20 protein-coding genes are annotated in these 23884 nt (G+C 59.8%); 14 read left to right on the plus strand and 6 right to left on the minus strand.

Annotated elements, in window-relative coordinates; genetic code table 11:
• Positions 1–130: 130 nt before the first annotated feature.
• Positions 131–1600 (plus strand): ATP-binding protein, encoded by a 1470-nt coding sequence (locus tag AC1DV6_RS09060; RefSeq protein WP_477977125.1) that lies wholly within the window; start codon positions 131–133, stop codon positions 1598–1600.
• Positions 1601–1700: 100 nt separating this feature from the next.
• Here the strand turns inward: AC1DV6_RS09060 and AC1DV6_RS09065 are convergent, their stop codons facing one another.
• On the minus strand, positions 1701–2369 hold the full coding sequence (locus tag AC1DV6_RS09065) for a GntR family transcriptional regulator (protein ID WP_477977126.1): 669 nt from the start codon (positions 2367–2369) through the stop codon (positions 1701–1703).
• Between the two features lie 110 nt (positions 2370–2479).
• On the opposite strand from AC1DV6_RS09065, the gene scpA reads away from it, so the two are divergent.
• From scpA to AC1DV6_RS09115, 10 genes are all read left to right on the plus strand, one after another.
• Positions 2480–4654 carry a methylmalonyl-CoA mutase gene (gene scpA, locus AC1DV6_RS09070; RefSeq protein ID WP_477977127.1) on the plus strand — a complete coding sequence of 725 codons (2175 nt, stop codon included), beginning with the start codon at positions 2480–2482 and terminating at the stop codon, positions 4652–4654.
• Positions 4654–5118, plus strand: a complete 465-nt coding sequence (locus AC1DV6_RS09075; RefSeq protein WP_477977128.1) for a GNAT family N-acetyltransferase — start codon at positions 4654–4656, stop codon at positions 5116–5118. Before scpA ends, AC1DV6_RS09075 begins: the two co-directional genes overlap by 1 nt.
• The gene (meaB, locus tag AC1DV6_RS09080) at positions 5088–6155 is read left to right on the plus strand and encodes a methylmalonyl Co-A mutase-associated GTPase MeaB (RefSeq protein WP_477977129.1); all 1068 of its coding nucleotides are present in this window, start codon (positions 5088–5090) and stop codon (positions 6153–6155) included. The genes AC1DV6_RS09075 and meaB overlap by 31 nt, the downstream gene beginning before the upstream one ends.
• A 45-nt stretch (positions 6156–6200) precedes the next feature.
• The gene (locus AC1DV6_RS09085) at positions 6201–7733 is read left to right on the plus strand and encodes an acyl-CoA carboxylase subunit beta (protein ID WP_477977130.1); all 1533 of its coding nucleotides are present in this window, start codon (positions 6201–6203) and stop codon (positions 7731–7733) included.
• A gap of 26 nt (positions 7734–7759) precedes the next feature.
• Positions 7760–8230 carry a YciI family protein gene (locus tag AC1DV6_RS09090; RefSeq protein WP_477977131.1) on the plus strand — a complete coding sequence of 157 codons (471 nt, stop codon included), beginning with the start codon at positions 7760–7762 and terminating at the stop codon, positions 8228–8230.
• Positions 8227–8514 carry a helix-hairpin-helix domain-containing protein gene (locus tag AC1DV6_RS09095; protein ID WP_477977132.1) on the plus strand — a complete coding sequence of 96 codons (288 nt, stop codon included), beginning with the start codon at positions 8227–8229 and terminating at the stop codon, positions 8512–8514. Before AC1DV6_RS09090 ends, AC1DV6_RS09095 begins: the two co-directional genes overlap by 4 nt.
• Positions 8515–8524: 10 nt before the next feature.
• Positions 8525–10573 carry an acetyl-CoA carboxylase biotin carboxylase subunit gene (locus AC1DV6_RS09100; RefSeq protein WP_477977133.1) on the plus strand — a complete coding sequence of 683 codons (2049 nt, stop codon included), beginning with the start codon at positions 8525–8527 and terminating at the stop codon, positions 10571–10573.
• Between the two features lie 128 nt (positions 10574–10701).
• The gene (bioB, locus tag AC1DV6_RS09105) at positions 10702–11718 is read left to right on the plus strand and encodes a biotin synthase BioB (protein WP_477977134.1); all 1017 of its coding nucleotides are present in this window, start codon (positions 10702–10704) and stop codon (positions 11716–11718) included.
• Positions 11715–12185, plus strand: coding sequence for a VOC family protein (locus AC1DV6_RS09110; RefSeq protein WP_477977135.1), 471 nt, complete (start codon positions 11715–11717; stop codon positions 12183–12185). Before bioB ends, AC1DV6_RS09110 begins: the two co-directional genes overlap by 4 nt.
• Before the next feature lie 136 nt (positions 12186–12321).
• Positions 12322–13803, plus strand: coding sequence for a methyl-accepting chemotaxis protein (locus AC1DV6_RS09115; RefSeq protein WP_477977136.1), 1482 nt, complete (start codon positions 12322–12324; stop codon positions 13801–13803).
• A 16-nt stretch (positions 13804–13819) separates the two neighbouring features.
• On the opposite strand, the gene AC1DV6_RS09120 is transcribed toward AC1DV6_RS09115, so the two are convergent.
• From AC1DV6_RS09120 to AC1DV6_RS09140, 5 genes are all read right to left on the minus strand, one after another.
• Positions 13820–15403 carry a glycoside hydrolase family 13 protein gene (locus AC1DV6_RS09120; protein WP_477977137.1) on the minus strand — a complete coding sequence of 528 codons (1584 nt, stop codon included), beginning with the start codon at positions 15401–15403 and terminating at the stop codon, positions 13820–13822.
• Between the two features lie 70 nt (positions 15404–15473).
• Entirely contained in the window at positions 15474–16157 is a 684-nt protein-coding gene (rsxB, locus tag AC1DV6_RS09125; protein WP_477977138.1) for an electron transport complex subunit RsxB, read from the minus strand.
• A complete protein-coding gene (locus AC1DV6_RS09130; protein WP_477977139.1) occupies positions 16154–17560 on the minus strand; it encodes a polyhydroxyalkanoate depolymerase in 1407 nt (468 codons plus the stop codon). Before AC1DV6_RS09130 ends, rsxB begins: the two co-directional genes overlap by 4 nt.
• A 53-nt stretch (positions 17561–17613) precedes the next feature.
• Positions 17614–18960, minus strand: coding sequence for a hypothetical protein (locus AC1DV6_RS09135; RefSeq protein ID WP_477977140.1), 1347 nt, complete (start codon positions 18958–18960; stop codon positions 17614–17616).
• Positions 18961–19046: 86 nt separating this feature from the next.
• Positions 19047–20243: an amino acid aminotransferase gene (locus AC1DV6_RS09140; protein WP_477977141.1), complete on the minus strand. Its 1197-nt coding sequence runs from the start codon at positions 20241–20243 to the stop codon at positions 19047–19049.
• A gap of 126 nt (positions 20244–20369) precedes the next feature.
• Here AC1DV6_RS09140 and AC1DV6_RS09145 point away from each other — a divergent pair, with 126 nt between their 5' ends.
• The 3 genes from AC1DV6_RS09145 (at position 20370) to iscR (ending at position 23848) form a co-directional block, all read left to right on the plus strand.
• Positions 20370–21035: an ion channel gene (locus tag AC1DV6_RS09145; RefSeq protein ID WP_477977142.1), complete on the plus strand. Its 666-nt coding sequence runs from the start codon at positions 20370–20372 to the stop codon at positions 21033–21035.
• A gap of 65 nt (positions 21036–21100) precedes the next feature.
• Entirely contained in the window at positions 21101–23209 is a 2109-nt protein-coding gene (gene uvrB / locus AC1DV6_RS09150) for an excinuclease ABC subunit UvrB (RefSeq protein WP_477977143.1), read from the plus strand.
• A 102-nt stretch (positions 23210–23311) separates the two neighbouring features.
• Positions 23312–23848 (plus strand): Fe-S cluster assembly transcriptional regulator IscR, encoded by a 537-nt coding sequence (iscR, locus tag AC1DV6_RS09155; RefSeq protein ID WP_477977144.1) that lies wholly within the window; start codon positions 23312–23314, stop codon positions 23846–23848.
• Positions 23849–23884: the final 36 nt, after the last annotated feature.

The raw sequence follows: 23884 nt of genomic DNA on the forward strand, positions 1-23884 counted from the left end.
TGCTCAGCTTGGTGAACTTTACGGCCAACAGCAGCGTCGCAAACAAGTTGAAACAAGATCAATAAACTAATCTTGAAAAGTGGCCCTACTGGAGCTATATTAAGATCAACTCTTTGATCTTAATTAAAATATGCTTCAAATCGCTAAGAAAGATATTGTTGCTCGGCTCGAATTCGACAATCCGTGGTGGGCGGAGGGTAGAGCAAGCTTTATCTCGTTTCAAGATAAGCCCAGGAGGAAGTACTTTGACCCATTTCAGCGCACGATTACTGACACGAGCGTTCGACGTGCGGTAGTGCTCATGGGACCACGACGAGTCGGAAAGACCGTCATGATTTACCACAGTATTCGAGCGCTTCTCGACATGAATGTTGAGCCAACAAGCCTGCTCTACATTTCGCTAGAAACGCCAATCTTTACTGGCCTCTCTCTCGAACAAATTCTCGGGCTTTTCCAAGAAAAGTTCTCGCATAAACGTGAGACGAGGCTCTTCATCTTCTTCGATGAAGTTCAGTATTTAAAGGACTGGGAAATACACCTAAAGTCACTTGTTGACTCTTATCCAGAATACAGATTTGTGGCGACTGGTTCAGCTGCCGCCGCTTTACGCCTAAAAAGTAACGAGTCGGGCGCCGGTCGATTCAGTGATTACGTTCTCCCACCCTTAACTTTCGCGGAGTACTTGCAATTCATCGGTCGAGAAGAAGAGTTGATAGAAGCAACGCCGATCATCAAGGGGGAATTTCGAACATTCGACTATTCGGCGAAAGACGTTGTGGCTCTCAATGAAGAGTTTGTAAATTATCTGAACTTTGGGGGCTATCCAGAGGCGGTGTTTTCCGAGGCAATTCGAAAGAATCCAAATCAATACATCAAGAGCGACATCATTGACAAGGTGCTGCTTAGAGACCTCCCAAGCCTCTATGGGATCAATGACATTCAAGAGCTGAACAGGTTGTTCACTACCCTCGCATACAACACCGGAAATGAAGTGAATCTCGAGGGGCTATCGCAGTCCTCAGGTGTTGCGAAAAATACAATTCGCCGCTATTTGGAGTACCTTGAAGCGGCGTTTTTGATCAAGCGTGTCGAACGAATAGATCAGAACGCGAAGCGTTTTAAGCGTGCAATGTGCTTTAAGGTTTACTTAACAAACCCATCTATGCGCGCTGCACTATTTGGTCAGATAGACGCGGACTCTGATGCAATGGGTGCGTTGACAGAAACGGCGATCTACAGCCAATGGCAACACAGCCAAGCTGTGCAGCTCTATTACGCACGCTGGAACAGCGGAGAAATTGACATTGTTCATCTTCAAGGCGCAGACCAAAAGCCACTTTGGGCCGTGGAAGTTAAGTGGAGTGACCGCCCATATCAATCGCGAGGCGAATTGGATAACTGTGTTGAATTCGCTGCGCGCAACCCTCAAGTCTCTCAACCTATGTTGATTACAAGTCGAACGATCGCTGATCCCTCTGTCATCTATAAAGGCGTGCGATTTATTTTCCACCCCGCAAGCGTCTATGCATATATGTTGGGCTCAAACTTATTGCGTGGAGTTGAAAGAGAGCTGGGGCAGACTGTCTCTGAGGCAAGCTAGTTGCAACGGTGTAACCCGTCGCGTTTATGTTGCTATCCCCCAATTTCGGGGTAGTGGGGCCACATTCCGCGCGGGTTGCCGATGCACGACTACGAGAAAACTACTCCGCCGCTTCCAATCCATTAGCAAAATGCTCCCGCATACGTTGTTGCGTCAACACCGCATCACGCGAAGTCAGAGCCAGCATGATGGCTTGATGCTCAGCCAGTGACTCGGCGATGCGGCCGGTCTTGAGCAGGGAGTTGTGGCGGTTGAGTTTCATGACCTTGCGCAGGTCGGCCACCATCTGGTCGCGCCAGCGGTTGTTGGCGATGGCGAGCAGGCGCATGTGAAAGCGCTCATTTGTCGCGAAGAACTCGTCGGTGTTGGCTTTGCCGGGCTTGGCTGCCACTTCAAGTTCTTTGTGTATGGCCTTCAACTCCGCCAGTTCGGCGTCGGTGGCTTTGGTGGCAACCACGCCCGCCGCGTCGCTCTCCAGCAGGCTGAGCAGGTGGTACACGTCGCTCAGGTCGGTCTTGGACACCTCGGTCACATAGGCGCCACGGCGCACCTTCATAGTGACCAGGCCTTCGGCAGCCAAGACTTTCAGCGCCTCGCGCAGGGGGGTGCGGCTGATGCCGTATTCCTCGGCGATTTTTAATTCGTCAATCCAGTTGCCAGGTTCCAGCTCGCGCTTGAAAATGCGCTGGCGCAGCAGCTCGGCCACTTCTTCGTAAAGTGGCCTTGGGGCTAGCGATTTGCTGGCTAGGGGAGCGGATGTGGCGTCCATATTGGCGCGAAGTGTAAGCTAAAACACAGATTCTGAATTCATAATTATGAATAATGTAAACTCCACGCACCTTACAAAACCGCCCGGGCTGGCCCCGGCGGATACCGCACATGACCGATAAAACTCCCGAATTCAAGACCGCCACGCTGGACGCCTGGGCCAAAGCGGCCGCCAAGTCCGCGCCCGGCGGCAATGTGGACGCGCTGAACTGGATCACGCCCGACGGCATCGCGGTCAAACCCCTCTACACGGCGGCCGACACGGCCGACCTGAAGCACGCCGACACGCTGCCCGGCTTCGAGCCCTACCTGCGCGGCCCGCAGGCCACGATGTACGCCGTGCGCCCCTGGACGATCCGCCAATACGCAGGTTTCTCTACCGCCGAAGAGTCCAACGCGTTCTACCGCAAGGCGCTGGCCGCGGGCGGGCAGGGCGTGTCGGTGGCGTTCGACTTGGCTACGCACCGCGGCTATGACAGTGACCACCCGCGCGTAACGGGCGACGTGGGCAAGGCCGGTGTGGCGATTGATTCGGTCGAGGACATGAAGATCCTGTTCGACCAGATTCCGCTGGACAAGGTATCGGTGTCGATGACGATGAACGGCGCGGTGTTGCCGGTGTTGGCGGGCTATGTGGTGGCGGCCGAAGAGCAGGGCGTGGCGCAAGACCAGTTGAGCGGGACGATTCAGAACGACATTCTGAAAGAGTTCATGGTGCGCAACACCTACATCTACCCGCCCGCGCCCAGCATGCGCATCATCGGCGACATTATTGGCTACACGGCCAAGAACATGCCCAAGTTCAACTCGATCAGCATCTCGGGTTACCACATGCAGGAGGCGGGCGCCAACCAGGCGCTGGAGCTGGCCTTCACGCTGGCCGACGGTAAGGAATATGTGAAGACGGCGATTGCCACCGGGCTGGACGTGGACGAGTTTGCCGGGCGCCTGTCGTTCTTCTGGGCGATTGGCATGAACTTCTATTTAGAGGTTGCCAAGATGCGCGCGGCACGGCTGCTGTGGTGCCGCATCATGAAGGGCTTTGACGCGAAGGCGCCCAAGAGCCTGATGCTGCGCACGCATTGTCAGACCAGCGGCTGGAGCCTGACCGAGCAAGACCCTTACAACAACGTGGTGCGCACCACCATCGAGGCGATGGCCGCAGTGTTTGGCGGCACGCAGAGCCTGCACACCAACAGCTTTGACGAAGCCATCGCGCTGCCGACCGAGTTCAGCGCGCGCATCGCCCGCAACACGCAGCTCATCATCCAGGAAGAGACCCACATCACGAACGTGATCGACCCCTGGGCGGGCAGCTACATGATGGAGAAGCTGACGCAGGACATGGCCGACGCGGCGTGGACCATCATCGAAGAAGTCGAAGCCATGGGCGGCATGACCAAGGCCGTGGACAGCGGCTGGGCCAAGCTGAAGATCGAGGCCGCCGCCGCCGAAAAGCAGGCGCGCATCGACAGCGGGCAGGACGTGATCGTGGGCGTCAACAAGTACAAGCTCAAGACCGAAGACGCGATCGAAGCGCGCGATATTGACAACGTGGCGGTGCGCGACGGGCAGATTGCGCGGCTGCAAAATATCAAGGCAAATCGTGATGCAGCCCGCGTAGACAGTGCGCTGGCAGCTATCACTTTTGCAGCAGAGAGCGGCAAGGGTAACCTGCTGGACCTGACGATTCAGGCCGTGCGCCTGCGCGCCACGGTGGGCGAAGTGAGCGACGCTTTGGAGAAAGCCTTTGGCCGCCACCGCGCCGATACCAACAAGGTCTCGGGCGTGTACGCTGCGGCGTACGATTCGGCAAACGGAGACACGATGGACTACTGGAACGCCCTGAAGGCCGACATTGCCGCCTTCGCCGAGAAGCAGGGCCGCCGCCCGCGCGTGATGATCAGCAAGTTGGGCCAGGACGGCCACGACCGCGGCGCCAAGGTGGTAGCCACCGCGTTTGCCGACTTGGGCTTTGACGTGGACATGGGCCCGCTGTTCCAGACCCCCGAAGAATGCGCCCGCCAGGCGATTGAAAACGACGTGCACGCTGTTGGCGTATCGACCCTCGCCGCAGGCCACAAGACACTGGTGCCCGCCATCATTGCCGAGCTGAAAAAGCAGGGCGCGGACGACATCATCGTCTTCGTAGGCGGCGTGATCCCGCGGCAAGACTACGACTTTTTGTACGCCGCAGGCGTCAAAGGCATCTACGGCCCGGGCACACCGATCCCGGTGAGTGCACGGGATGTGCTGAGCCAGATTGAGAAAGCGCTGGCCGCCTGATGGCTTTGCTATCCCGTTTGGCGTTTGAGCCTGTGGTCGAGGCGGACTTTGACGCCCTGGCCGCCTTGCGCGAAGCCGCGCTGCGCGAGAGCCTGGAGCGCCTCGGCATCTTCGACCAGGAGCGTTCACGCACTCGCTTACGCGGTCAGTTTGCGCCCGAATATATGCGGCACATCGTGGACAACGGCAAGCGCGTTGGCTTGCTGACGCTCAAGCCCGAAGGCGATGCGCTGAAGCTGCAACACCTGTACCTGACGCCCGAAGCGCAAGGCGATGGCATTGGCGGCTGGGTGATTGAGCAAGTGAAGGCCGAGGCCCGCGCGCAAGGGCGCGATGTGAAGCTGGAGGCGCTGAAGCAAAGCGACGCCAACCGCTTCTACCTGCGTCACGGCTTTGTGGCGGTGGGCGAGTTGGAGTTTGATGTGCTTTACGTATGGTCAGCCAAACAAGGGGCGACCGCGTGATCAAGGCCAACGACATCGTTAATGGCAGCGGCACGGAACAGCGCCGCGCGATTGCCAAGGCCATCACGCTGCTGGAATCCACCCGCACCGACCACCGCGCGCAGGCCGACGAATTGCTGACCGCTTTGCTGCCGCACAGCGGCAAGTCATTGCGCCTGGGCATCAGCGGTGTGCCGGGCGTGGGCAAGAGCACGTTTATTGAAGTGCTGGGCCTGTACCTGATTGACAAGGGCCACCGCGTGGCGGTGCTGACGATTGACCCGTCGAGCACGGTGTCGGGCGGCTCCATCCTGGGCGACAAGACGCGGATGGAAAAACTCTCGATGCACGAGAAGGCCTATATCCGCCCAAGCCCGAGCAGCGGCACGCTGGGCGGCGTGGCCGAGAAGACGCGCGAGGCCATGCTGGTTTGCGAAGCGGCGGGCTACGACATCGTGATCGTCGAAACCGTGGGCGTTGGCCAGAGCGAAACGGCAGTGCAGGGCATGACCGACATGTTTGTGCTGATGCAGTTGCCCAATGCGGGCGACGATTTGCAGGCGATCAAGAAGGGCGTGATGGAGCTGGCCGACTTGGTCGTCATCAACAAGGCCGACATTGACGCCGACGCTGCGACGCGCGCGCAGGCGCTGATCACGTCGAGCTTGCGGCTGCTGGGCATGCACGGCCACGCCTCCGTTCACCCTGAGCCTGTCGAAGGGTCGCAGGCTTCGACAAGCTCAGCCCGAACGGAGTTGTGGCACCCGAAAGTCATTTCACTCAGCGCGTTGATGGGCCAGGGCGTGGACAAGTTCTGGGCCGCCGTGTCCGAATTTCAAGCTTTGCAAACCGCGAATGGCAATTTGGCCAGCCGCCGCCAAAATCAGTCGCTGGCGTGGATGTGGGAGCGCATTGACGCTGGGCTCAAGCAATCGTTCAAGAACAACCCGGCAGTGCGCGAGCAACTGCCGCAATTGACCAAAGCAGTGCAGTCCGGCCAGATGGCCGCCAGCACTGCAGCACGAAATCTGCTCGCAGCGCTTGCAGGACGTGCGTAAGCAGCTACCAAAACAATAGCAATTCCCGGAAGAAGAAGGAACACCATGCAAGACATTCTTGAACAACTGGAAGCCAAGCGCGAACTCGCGCGCCAGGGCGGCGGCGAGAAGCGCATCGCCGCGCAGCACAAAAAGGGCAAGCTGACAGCGCGCGAGCGGCTGGAGATTTTGCTCGACGAAGGCACGTTTGAAGAGTGGGACATGTTTGTCGAACACCGCTGCGTGGACTTCGGTATGCAGGACACCAAGATCCCTGGCGACGGCGTGGTCACCGGCTACGGAATGATCAACGGCCGCCTGGTGTTCGTCTACAGCCAGGACTTCACGGTGTTTGGCGGGGCGCTCTCCGAGGCGCACGCCGAGAAGATTTGCAAGGTGATGGACCAGGCGATGAAGGTGGGCGCGCCGGTGATCGGCCTGAACGATTCGGGCGGTGCGCGCATCCAGGAAGGCGTGGCCTCCTTGGGCGGCTATGCCGATGTGTTCCAGCGCAACGTGATGGCCAGCGGCGTGATTCCGCAGATCAGCATGATCATGGGCCCGAGCGCAGGCGGCGCGGTGTACTCGCCTGCGATGACCGATTTCATCTTCATGGTGAAAGACTCTTCCTACATGTTCGTTACCGGCCCCGAAGTGGTGAAGACCGTGACGCACGAAGAAGTGACCGCCGAAGAATTGGGCGGCGCGATCACGCACACGACCAAGAGCGGCGTGGCCGATCTGGCGTTTGAGAACGACGTGGAAGCGCTGTTGATGCTGCGCCGCCTGTACAACTACCTCCCTTTAAGCAACCGCGAGAAGGCGCCCGTGCGCAAGAGCGGTGATCCGCTGGACCGCATGGACGCGAGCCTGGACACGCTGGTGCCGGACAACCCGAACAAGCCCTACGACATGAAAGAGCTGATCGTCAAGACGGTGGACGATGGCGACTTCTTCGAGATTCAGCCCGAGTACGCGAAGAACATCATCATTGGCTTTGCGCGCATGGACGGCCAGACCGTGGGCATCGTCGCCAACCAGCCGCTCGTCTTGGCCGGTTGCCTGGACATCAAGAGCTCCATCAAGGCCGCGCGCTTTGTGCGCTTCTGCGATGCGTTCAACATCCCGGTGATCACGTTTGTGGACGTGCCCGGCTTCATGCCCGGTACCAGCCAAGAGTACGGCGGCATCATCAAGCACGGCGCGAAGCTGCTCTATGCGTACGCCGAGTGCACCGTGCCCAAGATCACCGTGATCACGCGCAAGGCCTATGGCGGCGCGTATGACGTGATGAGTTCCAAGCACCTGCGCGGCGACGTCAACTTCGCCTGGCCCAACGCCGAGATCGCCGTGATGGGTGCCAAAGGCGCAGTGGAAATCATCTTCCGCGAAGACAAGGGCGACCCCGCCAAGCTGGCCGCGAAGGAAGCCGAATACAAGGCCCGCTTTGCCAACCCGTTTGTGGCGGGCGCACGCGGCTTTATCGACGACGTGATCCTGCCGCACGAAACCCGCAAGCGCATCTGCCGTAGCTTGGTGATGCTCAAAGATAAGAAGCTCGAAAACCCGTGGCGCAAGCACGGGAACATTCCGCTGTGAACCCCGTTGCAAAAGGAGCTACTGCCATGTTGATCCGCACTGTTGTTCTGACCTGTTTACTGGGTGTTGCCGCGTTGTCGCACGCCCAAACTGCTGACAAACCCGCCAACCCGCAATACGAGCCCGAGCGCGCCAAGCGGCTGGGCGCGAGTCCTAACGGCATGCGCAACTACGTGATGGTGGTGCTCAAGACCGGGCCCAACAAGATGGCCGCGGGACCTGAACGCAACGCGATGTTTGCGGCCCACTTTGCCAACATCAAGCGCCTGTCAGACGAAGGCAAGCTGGTGCTGGCGGGACCATCGGACGGCGTGGATGGCTGGCGCGGCATCTTTGTGTTCGCGGTCAGCGACATTGAGGAAGCTAAGTTGTTGACGGCGACCGACCCTGTAATCGCCACTGGCGAAATGGTGCCGGAGTTCCACAAGATGTACATGTCGGCCGCGGTGATGGAAATACCCGAGATCCATAAAAAGCTGAGCGAGAAGTTGCAATGAAAGCCGCGACAGCGTCGGAAGCCCGCGTCTTGACGGACATCCCGAATATCGGCAAGTCCATCGCGGGCGACTTGCGCGGGCTGGGCGTCAACACGCCTGCCGATGTGAAGGCCATGGACCCGATAGCGATGTACGAAGCCCTGCGCACGCCGATGGGCGATCGACACGACCCCTGCGTACTCGACACCTTTCTGGCCGCCAAGGATTTCATGAATGGCGGCCCCGCGCAACCGTGGTGGCACTTCACGCCAATACGCAAAGCGCAAAAACTGATTCCCGAATAGGAGACTGAGAATGTTCACAAAGATATTGATTGCCAACCGTGGGGAGATCGCGTGCCGCGTGATCGCTACCGCGAAAAAAATGGGCATCAAGACCGTTGCCGTCTATTCCGACGCCGACAAGGATGCGCGCCATGTGGAGCTGGCCGATGAGGCCGTCAACATCGGCCCCGCGCCTAGCCGCGAGAGCTACTTGTTGGCCGACAAGATCATTGCCGCATGCAAGCAAACCGGCGCGCAGGCGGTGCACCCGGGCTATGGATTTTTGAGCGAAAACGCCGAGTTCTCCAAGCGCTGCGAAGAAGAGGGCATCACCTTCATCGGTCCCAAGCACTATTCGATTGCCGCTATGGGCGACAAGATCGAATCGAAGAAGCTGGCGGGCAAGGCGGGCGTGAACTGCATCCCCGGCGTCAACGATGCGATTGAAACCGCAGAGAAGGCGGTAGAGATTGCCAAAGGCATTGGCTACCCGGTGATGATCAAAGCGTCGGCAGGCGGCGGCGGCAAGGGCCTGCGCGTGGCGTTCAACGACAAGGAAGCGTTTGAAGGCTTCACGTCCTGTCGCAACGAAGCCCGCAACAGCTTTGGCGACGACCGTGTGTTCATCGAGAAGTTCGTCGAAGAGCCGCGCCACATTGAAATTCAGTTGATCGGCGACAGCCACGGCAATGTGATTTACCTGAACGAGCGCGAATGCTCGATCCAGCGCCGCCACCAGAAGGTCATTGAAGAGGCGCCAAGCCCCTTCATCAGCGACGCGACGCGCAAGGCGATGGGCGAGCAGGCGGTGGCGCTGGCCAAGGCGGTGAAATACCAGAGCGCGGGCACGGTGGAGTTTGTGGTCGGCAAGGACCAGAGCTTTTACTTCCTGGAGATGAACACGCGCCTGCAGGTGGAGCACCCGGTCACCGAGGCCATCACCGGCCTGGACCTGGTGGAGCTGATGATCCGCGTGGCGGCGGGCGAGAAGCTGCCGCTGACGCAGGCTGAGGTGAAGCGCAATGGCTGGGCCATCGAATGCCGCATCAACGCCGAAGACCCGTTTCGCAATTTCCTGCCGTCTACCGGCCGCCTGGTGCGCTTTGTGCCACCGCAGCAGACGATGTGGCAGGGCGATACCGAGCATTTGCTGGGCGTGCGTGTGGATACCGGCGTGCAGGACGGCGGCGAGATCCCGATGTTTTACGACTCGATGATTGCCAAGCTGATCGTGCACGGCACGGACCGCCTGGACGCGATTGCGAAGATGCGCGAGGCCTTGAACGGCTTTGTGATCCGCGGCATCAGCAGCAATATTCCATTCCAGGCGGCGCTGCTGGCGCATCCCAAGTTCGTTGCCGGTGACTTCAACACCGGCTTTATCGCCGAGAACTACGGCAAGGGCTTTGCGGCGGAAGACGTGCCGCACACCGATCCGAACTTCCTGATCGCGCTAGCCGCATTCGTGCGCCGCAAGTCACGCGAACGCGCAACCTCGCTGTCCGGCCAGTTGCCGGGCTATGCGGTCAACGTGGGCAAGGACTACAACGTCGTCACGCTGAGCGCCGACGGCAAGAACACCTACACGCCGGTGCATGTGGATGAATTTGTAGGAGAAACGGGCTCTGCGCGCGTCAGGGTGGGCGCAAGCAGCTATGAAATTCGTAGCAACTCGCGTTTGAACGACATCTGCATCCACGGCTCCGTGAACGGCAAGGCCTTCACCGCGCAGATCGAGCGCGGCACGCCCAAGAACCCGCTGGCGCTGCGCGTGCAACACGACGGCACACGCATCGACGCACTGGTGATATCGCCACGCATGGCCGAGCTGCATGCGCTGATGCCATTCAAGGCGCCGCCCGACATGAGCCGCTACGTGCTCTCGCCCATGCCCGGCCTGCTGGTCGATGTGGCTGTCGTCGTGGGCCAGAAGGTGCAAGCTGGCGAGCGCGTCGCCGTGATTGAAGCCATGAAAATGGAAAACGTACTCTTCGCCGCCGCCGATGGCGTGGTGGGTAAAGTGCTGGCCGCAAAAGGCGAGAGCCTGACGGTGGACCAGCCGATTGTGGAGTTCGCATAAAGAAGCGGGGTCGGATCCCAATTCAGGACAAAGGCACAATCGGAGATAGATAACGGTGAACGAAATTGGGCTCTGACCCCACTTCGGAAGAGCCGGAGAAAATGTATTTCGCCTAAGAGACAAAACAAATGACCATCACGTTGGAAAAACCCCAAACCGTTACTTTGCACCGCCCCGCCAAGCCAACTGCTGCAGTTGGCCCCTGGACCGTGCAAGCCATTCAAGATCTGATAGACCTGCCGTTCATGGAGCTGGTCTACAAAGCACAGACGGTGCACCGCGAACACTTCCCCGAAGGCGATATCGAACTGGCGACGTTGTTGTCGGTGAAGACCGGTGGCTGCCCCGAGAACTGCGGCTACTGCCCACAAGCGGCCGAGTACGACACGGGCGTGGAAGCGAGCAAGCTGATGTCAGTGTTGGAGGTGACCGAAGCCGCGCAAGCCGCCAAGGACGCTGGCGCCACGCGCTTCTGCATGGGCGCTGCCTGGCGCGCGCCCAAGGACCGCGATGTGGAGAAAGTTGCCGAGCTGGTGGAAGCGGTCAAGGGCTTAGGCCTGCAAACCTGCGCCACGCTGGGCATGCTGGAGCCACACCACGCGACGCAACTGAAGGCCGCGGGCCTGGACTACTACAACCACAACCTGGACACCGCCCCCGAGTACTACACAGACGTGGTCAGCACGCGGACTTACCAGGACCGCCTGGACACATTGCAAAGCGTGCGCAACGCAGGCATCAGCGTCTGCTGCGGCGGCATCGTGGGCATGGGCGAAACGCCCGTGCACCGCGCTGGCCTGATCGCGCAACTGGCGAATCTGAATCCGTACCCCGAGTCCGTACCGATCAACAGCCTCGTGCGCGTACCCGGCACGCCGCTGGCCGACTCCGACCCGGTCGATCCGTTCGACTTCGTCCGCATGATCGCGGTCTCGCGCATCACCATGCCCAAAGCCCGCGTGCGCCTCTCCGCAGGCCGCCAACAGTTGGGCGAAGCCGTGCAAGCCCTGTGCTTTATGGCCGGCGCGAATTCGATCTTCTACGGCGACAAGCTGCTGGTGACCGGCAACCCGGATGCGAATGCGGATGTGCAGTTGTTGAGCAAACTCGGTTTGAAATCCACCAAAGTGACGGCACAGGCATGACACGCCCGTTCAAAGTCCTCGGCATCCAGCAAATCGCCATTGGCGGGCTGGATAAGAAACGCCTGCAAACGCTTTGGGTAGACATGCTGGGCTTGGAAGTGACCGGCACGTTTCAAAGCGAGAAGGAAAACGTGGATGAAGACATCTGCGCGATTGGCAGCGGCCCGTTCAAGGTCGAGGTTGATCTGATGCAGCCGCTGGACCCGGACAAGAAGCCCGCGGTACACACCACGCCGCTGAACCATGTGGGTTTGTGGATTGATGATTTGCCCAAAGCGGTGGAATGGCTCACAGCCAAAGGCGTGCGCTTTGCACCGGGCGGCATTCGCAAGGGTGCTGCAGGTTTTGATATCTGTTTTTTGCACCCCAAGAGCAACGATGAATTTCCGATTGCGGGCGAGGGCGTACTGATTGAGCTGGTGCAGGCGCCGGTTGCCGTGATTGAGGCGTTTGCCAAGCTGGATTAACCCCTTTTCACCGCGGTTTTGTCAGCCCATGGCAAGCTGAATCACCCTAGAATGAAGAACAGACAGGTCCCAACTGGTCTGCATTTTTTATAACAATGGGAGACATCCGATGCTGCTAAAGCCTGGCATATGGTGCATGCGCCAATTGCGTTTTGCGGGCAAGCTGTGCCTGCTCGCGTTGGTGGCAGCGCTTCCCGTGCTGGTGGCGCTGTGGCAGGTGATGGCCGGTGGCAATCCCATACAAGGTCTGGAGTGGACCGCAATCGTCGCGGTGATCAGCCTGTTGTTGCTGGTGTATCTGCTGCTTTCGCTACACGCCAGCGTGGTGCCCGATCTGGCGCAAGTTCAGCGCGTGGCTGACAGCATCGTGACCGGCGATTTGCGCACCGCATTGGTCAGCAAGAGCCAGGACGAGTTTGGCCAGTTGACGACCTCCATGTCACGTTTGGGGCAAACCGTATCGGGCATGGTGGCCAACGTGCGCAGCAATGCGGCCTTTGTCGCCCACTCGGGCCAGAGCATGGCATCCGGCAACCGCGAACTGTCAGACCGCACCGAACAGCAGGCAGCCAACCTCGAAGAAACCGCCGCCAGCGTGGAACAGCTCTCCAGCACCGTGCAGGACAACGCGAAAACGGCGAGTCAGGCCAATGCGCGTGCGGCGGAAGTGCGCGATGTGGCCGAGGGCGGCGCAGCCACGATGACGGACGCCATTGCTTCGGTCGAAGCGATTCAGGCCGGTGCCAAGCGCATGGACGAGATCGTAGGTGTAATCGATGGCCTTGCATTTCAGACCAATATCCTCGCGCTCAATGCCGCGGTGGAGGCGGCGCGTGCCGGTGAATCAGGGCGTGGCTTTGCAGTGGTTGCGACCGAGGTTCGCTCGCTGGCGCAGCGCTCTGCCGAGTCGGCCAAGGAAATCCGCCAACTGATCAGCACGTCCAGCGGGCAGGTGGCCACCAGCGTGGCGCAGATTCGCGCTGCGGGCGAGAACATGACGCGCATCGTCGCGGGCATACGCGATGTGGCGACCAATATGTCGCAGATCTCTACGTCCAGCGCCGAGCAGAGCATGGGCCTGTCGGAGATCACATCGGCCGTTCACCAGATCGACGAGATCACACAGCAAAACGCCAAGATGGTGGAGCACGCGGTGACGCAGGCCGTCGCGCTCGAAGGACGCGCTTCGACACTGGTGCAATCGGTGGCGATGTTCAAGCTGCAGCAGGGTTCGGCCGAAGAGGCGCAAGCCTTGGTGGCCAAGGCCATGGCGCACCGCAGGCACACCTCCAAAGACAGCTTCCTGCGCGAGCTGACAGACCCGGCGCGTGGCTTTCACGACCGAGACATGTACGTCTTTGTGCTGGACAGCAATGGCACTTACCAAGCCTTTGCTGGCAACGCAGCCAAGGTGGGCACGCGGGTTCAGGATATTCCCGGCATTGACGGGCAGGGCTTGCTGGATTCCATCGTAGAGCAGGCCAGCCGCGAACCGGGCTGGGTGGAGTACGACATCACCAACCCTTCCACTGGCAAGGTGCAGACCAAGATGTCCTATGTGCAGGAAGTGGACGGCCTGTACGCCGGTTGCGGTGTTTACAAAAACCTGGTCGGCTGACCGACCTCACTGCACGCTATTGCACCCGCTTGTAGGCGGTGTAGCCGCCGGTCACCGACACATCGGGCGCCAGCACTTTGAAACCACCGGCCGGGACTGTCACGGTCGTCATAGAGGCCATGATCCTTTGCGGTTTGGCCTTGGTGTCCAGTAAATCAATCAGTGCAGCGCCGTTCATCAATTTGGAATTGGCGATCAGGACGCGCTCGGTGACCGCTGTCTTGCTCGGGTTGACCAAGACCACGACGGTGTCTTGCACGCGATCCGTATAGCGCTCAAAGGCCAGCAGACTGCTGGCAGTGACCAAGCGGAAATTGCCCACACGCAGCGCGCGGTGCTGCTTGTGCAGCGCGATCAGTTGCTTGGTCCACTGCAGCGTCGCGTTGCTGTCTTTGACCCAATCCCAGCGCATCGGTGAGCGGTTGGTCGGGTCTTCTGCGCCTGTCATGCCCAGCTCGCTGCCGTAATACAGGTTGGGCGAGCCGGGCAGTGTGAATTGGAGCAACTGCGCGATGCGTTGTTGCTTGACTTGGGGCAGTTCAGAAGCCAGGCGCGGGTTATCGTGGTTGTCCAGCATCAGCCAGGACTTCAGCGTGGGCTCGATACCTGCATCGGTAATCGTGCGGTCCATCATCTGGGCTGCAGCGGGCGCAGCAATCTCGCCCTTGAGCATATTCAGCGTGATGTCGCGCAGCGTGAAGTTGATGACACCGTCGACTGACTGGAGCCAATCTTTTGGATAGTTGGGAATCTCGCCAACCACCAGCGAGCCGGGCTTGGCCGCGTGCGCTGCTTGTGTCAGTTCGGCAAGGTACTGATACCCCAGCTCTGGCGCTACATCCAGGCGCCAGCCATCGATTCCTTCGCGCAAATAGGTTTGCACAACCGAGTCGCGGCCTGCGAACAGATACTCGCGTACCGCAGGGTTTTCCAGATTCAACTCAGGCAAATTGGTCGCCTGGTACCAGCCACGCGCGCCGCCTGCATATTGCGGGCCGAAGTAAAACCAGTCGCGGTACGGGCTCTTGGGGTCGGTCTGCGCTTGCTGGAACGCGGGCGAGTTGCGGCCCATGTGGTTGAACACACCATCGAGCACGACCTTCATGCCGCGCGCATGGGCCGCCTCGGTCAGGCGCGTGAGGTCAGTCTTGGTGCCGTATTCCGGCGAGATCTGCATGTAGTCAAGCGCGTCGTACTTGTGGTTGGTGTAGGCCAGATGGATGGGGTTCAGATACAGCACATCTGCGCCCAGGCTTTGCACATAGCCCAGCTTGGCGGTGGTGCTGGCCAAGTCGCCGCCCCAGAAATCAATCTCGTGGCTCCAGACGTGTGCGGACTCCACGTACTTGCCGCGCTTGGCGGGCTCGCTCCAGGGGCGCAGCACTTTGGGGGCAGGATACAGCGCGCGTTTGGCGTCCAGGTTCGCCGAGGGTGCAAAGCGGTCCACCATCACCTGGTAAACGATGGCGCCGTTGCGCCAGTCCGCTTCGCGGGTTTCGAACACGCTGGGTTGCGAGGCGCTCTGGCTCCATGCGAGCGGTGCGCCGAGCAGCAGCGCAATAGCAGTCCAGAGGGCAGGGCGAAGTGGTGTGGCGATCATGCGTGGCAGTGTAGCCAGCCACACCTTGATAAACCACCCGGTAGTTACACGGGTGAAACAGCGTGCGATATCAGGGCTTGTCAGCCGCTTCGCGTTTTTGGCGGGCGCGTTCCAGCGCCGCTTCGATCACGACGCGCTTTTTATCCAGCACCGCGGGGTCGGTGTGCTGCGAATGGGCGGGCAGATCGGCCAGCTTCATGCGGGCTTTTTCTTCCAGCCGCAGCGCGTGTTCTGCCTCTTCGCGTTGGCTGCGGAAGCTGTGGAATTCGTAGCGACTGCGGGCCGTAGCAGCCAGCTCCTGCGACCAAGCGGCCCAGCCTGTGGCGTCGCCCGTGTTCTCCAGCAGGATGCAATCGACCGGACACACCGGCAGGCAAAGTTCGCAACCGGTGCAGAACTCTTCGATGACGGTGTGCATCAACTTGTTGCTGCCGATGATGGCGTCGGTGGGGCAGGCGTCTATGCACAGCGTGCACCCTATGCACCAGTTCTCGTCGATGAAGGCAACGGTGCGCGGGCCTTCGATTCCAAATTCCGGGTTCAGAGGTTTGGCCGCGCGGCCGGTGATGTCGGCCAGCCGCACTACGCCGGCTTCACCACCGGGCGGACACTGGTTGATATCGGCAGAGCCATCGGCAATCGCGTTCGCGTAACCCGAGCAATCCGGATAGCCGCACCGGGTGCATTGGGTTTGCGGCAAGGCGTCCAGGATGCGCCCGACCAGCGCTTCATCGGTGGACGCCGTGGTAGTCACTTCTTGGCAGGAGCGCGCTTGGCGACTGCTTTCTTTGCTACAACCTTCTTCGCCGCTACCTTTTTAGGAGCTGCTTGCGCACGTTTTACGGGCGCTACAGCCGTTTTTGATATTTTTTTAACAGCGACGGCCGGTGTCGCGCGGTTGTGCGAGAGGATGAAGGCTTTGACCTCTGGGTACACCAGCTCGCGCCAGCGGCGGCCCGAGAAGATGCCGTAGTGGCCTGCGCCCTTGGCTTCGAAATGCCGCTGCTGCGACTTGGGCACGCCGGTGCAGATGTCGTGCACCGCCTGCGTCTGGCCCGAGCCGGAGATATCGTCCAGTTCGCCTTCAACCGACATCAGCGCCGTGGTCTTGATGGCGGATGGGCGCACGCGTTCGATCTTGCCGTCCACGCCTTTGRCATCCCAGGTGCCATTGACCAGCGCGAATTCCTGGAACACCACCTTGATGGTTTCCAGGTAGTAGTCGGCGTCCATGTCCAGCACGGCGTTGTACTCGTCGTAGAACTTGCGGTGGGCTTCGGCGCTGGCGTCGTCACCCTTCATCAGGTCCTTGAAGTAGTCGAAGTGGCTCTTGGCGTGGTGGTCCGGGTTCATCGCGACGAAACCGCTGTGTTGCAGGAAGCCCGGGTAAACACGGCGGCCAGCGCCCGCGAAGTTGGTTGGCACGCGGTAGATCACGTTGTTTTCAAACCAGCTGAAGCTCTTGTTCATGGCCAGGTTGTTGACGGCGGTGGGCGATTTGCGCGCGTCGATGGGGCCACCCATCATGGTCATCGTCAGCGGTGTCTTCTCGCCGCGGGCGGCCATCAGCGACACGGCGGCCAGCACGGGCACGGTCGGCTGGCAGACGCTCATCACGTGGCAGTTGCCGTATTTGCCCTGTACGTGGCGGATGAACTCCTGCACGTAGTTGACGTAATCGTCCAGATGGAACTCGCCATCTTCCAGTGGCACCAGGCGCGCGTTCTTCCAGTCGGTGATGTAGACCTTGTGGTCTTTCAACATGGTCTTGACGGTGTCACGCAACAGCGTGGAATAGTGGCCAGACAGCGGGGCGACGATCAGTACCGCGGGCTGGCCCTTGATCTTGGCCAGTGTTTGCGTGTCATCGCTGAAGCGCTTGAAGCGGCGCAGCTCGCAAAACGGTTTGGTGATTTCCACGCGCTCGTGGATCGCGACTTCGACGCCGTCCACATCAATCGTGCGCAGACCGAACTCTGGCTTCTCGTAGTCCTTGCCCAGGCGGTGCATCAGGTCGTAACCCGCGGAAATGCGCTGGGCAAACGGGTTTTGGCCCGCGACCGTCAAAGGATTGCCGAACGCCTTGGCCGCTGCGTGGGCCATGTCGGAAAACGGCTCCATCAGGGAACGCTGTGTTTCGTAGAGCTGGTAAAGCATGGGAACCTCGCTATCTGTGTATGTTGCAGTGCAATATACCAGTGCCCTATGACTCAAGGCTGATTGCTGGCTTTCAGGATGCCGCGCACTGCGTTGCGGCTATGGGCGCCGAAATTGCCCAGCAATTCGGCGATGGCGGCATCCAGCTTCGCGCGGTCCGCCGGGTCGCGGTTGGCCAGCTCCTGCACCATGTTGATGCTGTCTTCCTTGGTTCCGAAGTCAAACGATGGGTCTGACACCAGGCCAGGCGGCATGGCGGCCACAATGATCTGTACCAACTGTCCGCCAAAATTGGCGGACTGCATAGAGACCACATCGCGCAGGTAGCGCTCGTTCCATTCGGGGTAGTTGCGATCTTTGTCCATGTTGCGCAGTGCCTTTTCGATCGCCGTGTCCTGCTTCAGCGTGGCGGCGTTGCGCAGCAGTTCGGCCTGGTATTTTTCCAGCGCCAGGTGGCGATTGGAGAGCAGCACGATCATGTCGTTCTTCATGCCGGGCATGCCCAGCATCGCCAGTGTGTTGGCACCCAACAGCTTGCCCAACGAATCGCCAGGGGCCAGGCTCGCGTGGTAGGGCTGGGTCAGATCCTGCACATAGTGCAGGGCCAAGCCTGCGAAACGCCAACCCCAATAGGGATGACCCGTGCGAAAGGCCAGGGCGGCCAACGTGGAATATTGGTATGACCGCAATTGCGGGAACGTGCGCTTGATGAAAGGCGCAGCTGCGTACAGGATGCGGCTTTCATGCAGGAAGCCCATATGGAAGGGCGCTTGCGTCGAGAAGAACAAAGCCGGATTGCCAAAGGGCTGGGTACCAAAGCCATACTGCTTGCCCCATTCGGAGGGGCTGTCTTGCCAGAGGTTGATATCCAGGCCGTAGTCCGGCTCATCGGATGCACTGGCCAACACGGTCAGCGGTGCCACTGATTCACCCGAACGCAGTGCGATGAAGCGGTAGCCTGCGTTGACGGGCTCTGGCAAGGTGTTGACTGCCGCATAGGGCAGTTGAACGCCACTGGGAAGGTTGCCTGCAGGATCAGGCTGGTAATACAGCGCAAATTTGCTATTGGGCGCAACGCGCAACGCCATTAAAAAAGCCTGGCGGCGCGCTTCATCAGTCCGGTTGGGGTTGGCCATGAAGGCCAACACGGCGGGGCGCTGTGGGTAGTTCTCCAGATTGGCGACAGCCCAAGCTTCCTGGCTGGCCAGCAGCGCCTCAATGGTTTTTTCTTCGGCCTTCAGAAAGGCTTCGAGCGGCTCTGCGGTGACATTGGCTGCCTGCGCAACCTCCGGCATTTTTTCAAATGCGCGGTAGGCTGGCAACGTGTGGTTGCCCCAAGCCCATGCCGCGCCGGAACCCAGTCCCAGCAGGCAAACCAACGCGCTGGCAAATCTTTTCATTGCGGATGCTCCAGTCCTTATCAGGGCGGATTATGCGTTGACCCGCCCACCCCGGCGCGCCTTTACAGGCGCCTGTTGCAGATTGGTCAAACGACCTTGGCAATCGCTGCGCAGACGTAGTCGATGTTCTTGCTGTTCAAGGCCGCTACGCACATGCGACCGGTGTCGGTGCCATAGACGCCAAACTCGGAGCGCAGACGCACCATCTGGTCTTTGGACAGGCCAGAGTAGCTGAACATGCCGATCTGTGTCGTGATGAAAGACATGTCCTGCTTTACACCGGCAGCCTTCAGGCCATCGACCAGCTTCTGGCGCATGGCCTTGATACGCACGCGCATTTCGCCGAGTTCCTTTTCCCACAGGCCGCGCAGCTCGGGGTTGTTCAAAACGGCGGCCACCACAGCGCCGCCATGTGTCGGCGGGTTGGAGTAGTTGGTGCGGATGACGATCTTCAACTGGCTGAGCACGCGGCTGGTTTCTTCCTTGTCTTTACAAAGAACGGACAGGCCGCCAACGCGTTCGCCGTACAGGCTGAAGCTCTTGGAGAACGAAGTGGATACAAAGAAGTTCAGACCAGCAGCAACAAACTTCTGGATCACGGCGCCATCTTCGGCAATGCCGTAGCCAAAGCCTTGGTAGGCCATGTCGAGGAATGGTGTCAGGTTCTTGGCCTTCACCACAGCGATCACTTGGTCCCATTGCTCGGGCGTGATGTCGTAGCCGGTCGGGTTGTGGCAGCAGGCGTGCAGCACGACGATGGTGCCCGCAACGGCGGCGTTCAGGCTGGCCAGCATGCCCTCAAAGTTCACACCACGCTTGGCGGTGTCGTAATAAGCGTAGGAGTCGACTTCAAAGCCGGCGTTGGTGAACAGCGCGCGGTGGTTTTCCCAGCTCGGGTCAGAGATCAGCACCTTGGCATTCGGGCTGACCTTCTTCAGGAAGTCGGCGCCAATCTTCAAACCGCCGGTGCCGCCAATGGCTTGCACGGTGGCCACGCGGCCAGATGTGACGGGTTCGCTTTCTGCGCCAAACACCAGGCCCTTGACGGCGTTGTCGTAAGCGACGATGCCGTCGATAGGCAGGTAGCCGCGCGCGGTGGGCTTGTCCATCATGGTCTTCTCGGCGGCCTGCACGCATTGCAGCAGGGGCAGCTTGCCGTTGTCGTCGAAATACACGCCCACGCCCAGGTTCACTTTGTTGGGGTTGGTGTCAGCGTTGAATTGTTCGTTCAGACCCAGGATCGGGTCGCGGGGGGCCATTTCGACGGCGGAGAACAGAGACATGAAGAATCCTTTGGGGGTTGTCAGTAGCGTGCTGCCCCACACAACGGGGCCATTGCGAATTTTAGCCGCCGCTTGTCCGGGGCAATGGCTGGCGACCCTGGGGACGGAGTGCAGGACAATCTGCCAATGCGATATCTACGGTTTTATGCCCACACCCGACGCCATCCCTCTGCCGTTCTATTGCTCGTGCAACTGCTGGGCTTGGTGCTGTACCCGTTTATTGAAAACACCGACGCAGGTCGCATCGGCTTGGGAGTGTTTGGTATTTTGGTGCTGGCTGTCACTACGCGCATGGTGCGGCGCACGCCGGGGCTGACCTGGGTCAGCATGTGTATCGCGTTGCCCGCCATTGTGTTGCTGGCATTGCAGGCCTGGTATGGAATGCCGCACTTGCTGCCATGGTCGGCTGGGTTGGAGGCAGCGTTCTACTTTTATGCGGCGGGCAGCCTGATTGCGTACATGATGGAAGACCAGCGTGCCACCACGGACGAGTTGTTTGCGGCAGGGGCGACCTTTACGCTGCTGGCTTGGGCGTTCACCTATTTGTTTGTGCTGGCACAAGCGTTGCAGCCTGGCTGTTTTGCGGCGGCCGTCAACGCCGACCAGCCACGCACCTGGACGGAGCTGATGTTTCTGAGTTTTGCGTTGTTGTCCAGCACCGGCATTGGCGATGTGATTCCCATCACGCCACATACGAGGGCACTGGCCAGTCTGGAAATGTTTGCTGGCGTGATTTATCTGGCTGCTGTGGTGTCGCGCCTGATTGGCTTGACCCTGCAATCGCACAAGTAAAGCTGTATTCATATACAGTATCGGGTTCGACCGCCGTCCACTTGCCGATTTGGAGTCTGCGCCCCATGACTGAAGCCGTGTCCCTCGCTCTCACCAGGCCTCCCGAGCCGCTGGCGGGAAAGTTCGTCCGCTACCCGGATTCGCCGTTTGAGCTGTACCAGCCGTACCCGCCTGCGGGTGACCAGCCGGAAGCGATTGACCAACTGGTGGCGGGCGTCACAGACGGCGAGGTCTTTCAGACCCTGCTGGGTGTGACCGGCTCCGGCAAGACTTTCACGATGGCCAATGTGATCGCCCGCCTGGGACGGCCGGCCATTGTGTTCTGCCACAACAAGACACTGGCGGCGCAGCTCTACAGCGAGTTCCGCGAGTTCTTTCCGAACAACGCAGTGGAGTATTTCGTCAGCTACTACGATTACTACCAGCCCGAGGCCTACGTTCCGCAGCGCGATCTGTTCATTGAGAAGGACAGCGCCATCAATGAGCACATCGAGCAGATGCGCCTGTCCTGTACCAAGAGCATCCTTGAGCGGCGCGATGTGGTGATCGTTGCAACAGTGTCCGCCATCTACGGTATCGGCCAGCCCGAGGCGTACCACAAGATGATCATGACGCTGCGCGCGGGCGACAAGCTGAACCAGCGCGATGCCATAGCCCAATTGGTGCGCATGCAGTACCAGCGCAATGACATGGATTTCTCGCGCGGCACTTTCCGCGTGCGCGGCGACACGATAGACATCTTTCCGGCCGAGCATTCCGAGATGGCGTTGCGCCTGGAGATGTTTGACGACGAGATTGAGTCCTTGCAGCTGTTCGATCCGTTGACAGGCCGCATTCGCCAGAAGATCCCACGCTTTACCGTCTACCCTGGTAGCCATTACGTCACCCCGCGCGACCAGGTGCTGATGGCGGTGGAAACCATCAAGGTGGAGCTGGCAGACCGACTCAAGGAATTTGTCGCGGCAGGCAAGCTGGTGGAAGCGCAGCGGCTGGAGCAGCGCACGCGCTTTGACCTGGAAATGCTCAGCGAAGTCGGCCATTGCAAGGGCATCGAAAACTACAGCCGCCACTTGGCCGGCAGCGCCCCGGGCGATCCGCCCTCTACGCTGACGGACTACATGCCCAAGGACGCGGTCATGTTCATCGACGAAAGCCACGTCACCATCGGCCAGTTCGGCGCCATGTATCTGGGCGACCGTTCGCGCAAAACCACGCTGGTGGAATATGGATTCCGCCTGCCCAGCGCGCTGGACAACCGGCCGCTGAAGTTCGCTGAATTTGAGATGCGCATGCGCCAGGCGATTTTTGTGTCTGCCACCCCGTCCACCTACGAGAAAGAGCACGCTGGCCAGGTGGTGGAGCAGGTGGTGCGCCCCACGGGCCTGGTGGACCCAGAGGTCGAAGTGCGGCCTGCCACCCACCAGGTGGACGATGTGTTGCAGGAAATCCGTATCCGCGTCGAGAAGAACGAGCGTGTGTTGATCACCACGCTAACCAAGCGCATGGCTGAGCAGTTGACCGACTACCTGAGCGACAACGGCGTCAAGGTGCGCTACTTGCACAGCGATGTGGACACCGTGGAACGGGTGGAGATCCTGCGGGATCTGCGTTTGGGTGCCTTCGACGTGCTGGTAGGTATCAACCTGCTGCGCGAAGGCCTGGATATTCCCGAGGTATCCCTGGTCGCCATCCTCGATGCGGACAAGGAGGGCTTTTTGCGCTCCGAACGCTCCTTGATCCAGACCATAGGCCGCGCAGCCCGTAACCTGAATGGCCGCGCCATCCTATATGCCGACAAGATCACCGACTCCATGGAGCGGGCCATTGGCGAGACCGAACGGCGCCGCAAAAAGCAGATTGCCCACAATGTGGAGCGGGGTATTACCCCTACGGCCATCGTCAAGAAGGTGCGCGATCTGATCGACGGCGTGTACAGCGAGAAGGCGGGCAAAGAGGCCGATCGACTGGAGCGCGACGCCATGGCTCGCGCCCAGGTGGAAGATATGAGCGAGAAGGATATCTCCCGTGAAATCAAGCGCTTAGAGAAGCTGATGATGGAACACGCGCGCAATCTGGAGTTCGAAAAAGCGGCCCAGGTCCGGGACCAGTTGCACATCCTGAAGGAGCAGGCTTTTGGCGCTCCGGGAGCTGATAACGTGGTCGGAATTCGCTGAAGGGACTGGCCTAGGGTTTCCCCGGTAGTACCCGAGCAAAGTTCGGGGCTTCTTGGTATACTTGAGCGCGTTAGTCAACCAAATCCCGAGAAGGAGTTTGCCATGCGTCTCACTACCAAAGGCCGTTTTGCCGTCACCGCCATGATCGATCTGGGTTTGCGCCAGAGCGGCGGCCCAGTGACCCTGGCTGCCATCAGCCAGCGCCAGCAGATTTCGCTCTCCTACCTCGAACAATTGTTCGGCAAGCTGCGCCGCAATGAGCTGGTGGAATCCACCCGCGGCCCGGGCGGCGGCTACACGCTGGCCCGCAAGGCAGCCGAAATTACCGTTGCCGACATCATTACTTCCGTAGACGAGCCGATTGACGCCACCCAGTGCGGCGGCAAGGAAAACTGCCTGGGCGAAGGCGCCCGTTGCATGACGCACGACCTGTGGGCCTCTCTCAATGTGCGCATGGTTGAGTTTCTGGATTCGGTCACGTTGCAAAAGCTGGTCGATGACCAGTTGGCCAAAGGCCTGCAAGTCGAAGACAAGCCCAGCGTCAAGCGCGCCATTTCAGCGATGCCTGTAGTCAAGCCGATTCGCATTAACGCGCCGAATTCGGTGTTTGCCCTCGGCAACTCGTTTGCCAAGTCCTGATTCTTTGATTTCTTTACGCATTTAGCCAGCACAGAG

The sequence above is a fragment of the Rhodoferax sp. P2_H8_2 genome (assembly GCF_056403235.1).

What these genes read in the sequence shown, in the direction of transcription:
- AC1DV6_RS09060 (WP_477977125.1), top strand. Translation starts at nt 131, where the DNA reads ATGCTTCAAATCGCTAAGAAAGATATTGTTGCTCGGCTCGAATTCGAC.
- AC1DV6_RS09065 (WP_477977126.1), bottom strand. Translation starts at nt 2,369, where the DNA reads ATGGACGCCACATCCGCTCCCCTAGCCAGCAAATCGCTAGCCCCAAGG.
- scpA (WP_477977127.1), top strand. Translation starts at nt 2,480, where the DNA reads ATGACCGATAAAACTCCCGAATTCAAGACCGCCACGCTGGACGCCTGG.
- AC1DV6_RS09075 (WP_477977128.1), top strand. Translation starts at nt 4,654, where the DNA reads ATGGCTTTGCTATCCCGTTTGGCGTTTGAGCCTGTGGTCGAGGCGGAC.
- meaB (WP_477977129.1), top strand. Translation starts at nt 5,088, where the DNA reads ATGGTCAGCCAAACAAGGGGCGACCGCGTGATCAAGGCCAACGACATC.
- AC1DV6_RS09085 (WP_477977130.1), top strand. Translation starts at nt 6,201, where the DNA reads ATGCAAGACATTCTTGAACAACTGGAAGCCAAGCGCGAACTCGCGCGC.
- AC1DV6_RS09090 (WP_477977131.1), top strand. Translation starts at nt 7,760, where the DNA reads ATGTTGATCCGCACTGTTGTTCTGACCTGTTTACTGGGTGTTGCCGCG.
- AC1DV6_RS09095 (WP_477977132.1), top strand. Translation starts at nt 8,227, where the DNA reads ATGAAAGCCGCGACAGCGTCGGAAGCCCGCGTCTTGACGGACATCCCG.
- AC1DV6_RS09100 (WP_477977133.1), top strand. Translation starts at nt 8,525, where the DNA reads ATGTTCACAAAGATATTGATTGCCAACCGTGGGGAGATCGCGTGCCGC.
- bioB (WP_477977134.1), top strand. Translation starts at nt 10,702, where the DNA reads ATGACCATCACGTTGGAAAAACCCCAAACCGTTACTTTGCACCGCCCC.
- AC1DV6_RS09110 (WP_477977135.1), top strand. Translation starts at nt 11,715, where the DNA reads ATGACACGCCCGTTCAAAGTCCTCGGCATCCAGCAAATCGCCATTGGC.
- AC1DV6_RS09115 (WP_477977136.1), top strand. Translation starts at nt 12,322, where the DNA reads ATGCGCCAATTGCGTTTTGCGGGCAAGCTGTGCCTGCTCGCGTTGGTG.
- AC1DV6_RS09120 (WP_477977137.1), bottom strand. Translation starts at nt 15,403, where the DNA reads ATGATCGCCACACCACTTCGCCCTGCCCTCTGGACTGCTATTGCGCTG.
- AC1DV6_RS09135 (WP_477977140.1), bottom strand. Translation starts at nt 18,960, where the DNA reads ATGAAAAGATTTGCCAGCGCGTTGGTTTGCCTGCTGGGACTGGGTTCC.
- AC1DV6_RS09140 (WP_477977141.1), bottom strand. Translation starts at nt 20,243, where the DNA reads ATGTCTCTGTTCTCCGCCGTCGAAATGGCCCCCCGCGACCCGATCCTG.
- AC1DV6_RS09145 (WP_477977142.1), top strand. Translation starts at nt 20,370, where the DNA reads ATGCGATATCTACGGTTTTATGCCCACACCCGACGCCATCCCTCTGCC.
- uvrB (WP_477977143.1), top strand. Translation starts at nt 21,101, where the DNA reads ATGACTGAAGCCGTGTCCCTCGCTCTCACCAGGCCTCCCGAGCCGCTG.
- iscR (WP_477977144.1), top strand. Translation starts at nt 23,312, where the DNA reads ATGCGTCTCACTACCAAAGGCCGTTTTGCCGTCACCGCCATGATCGAT.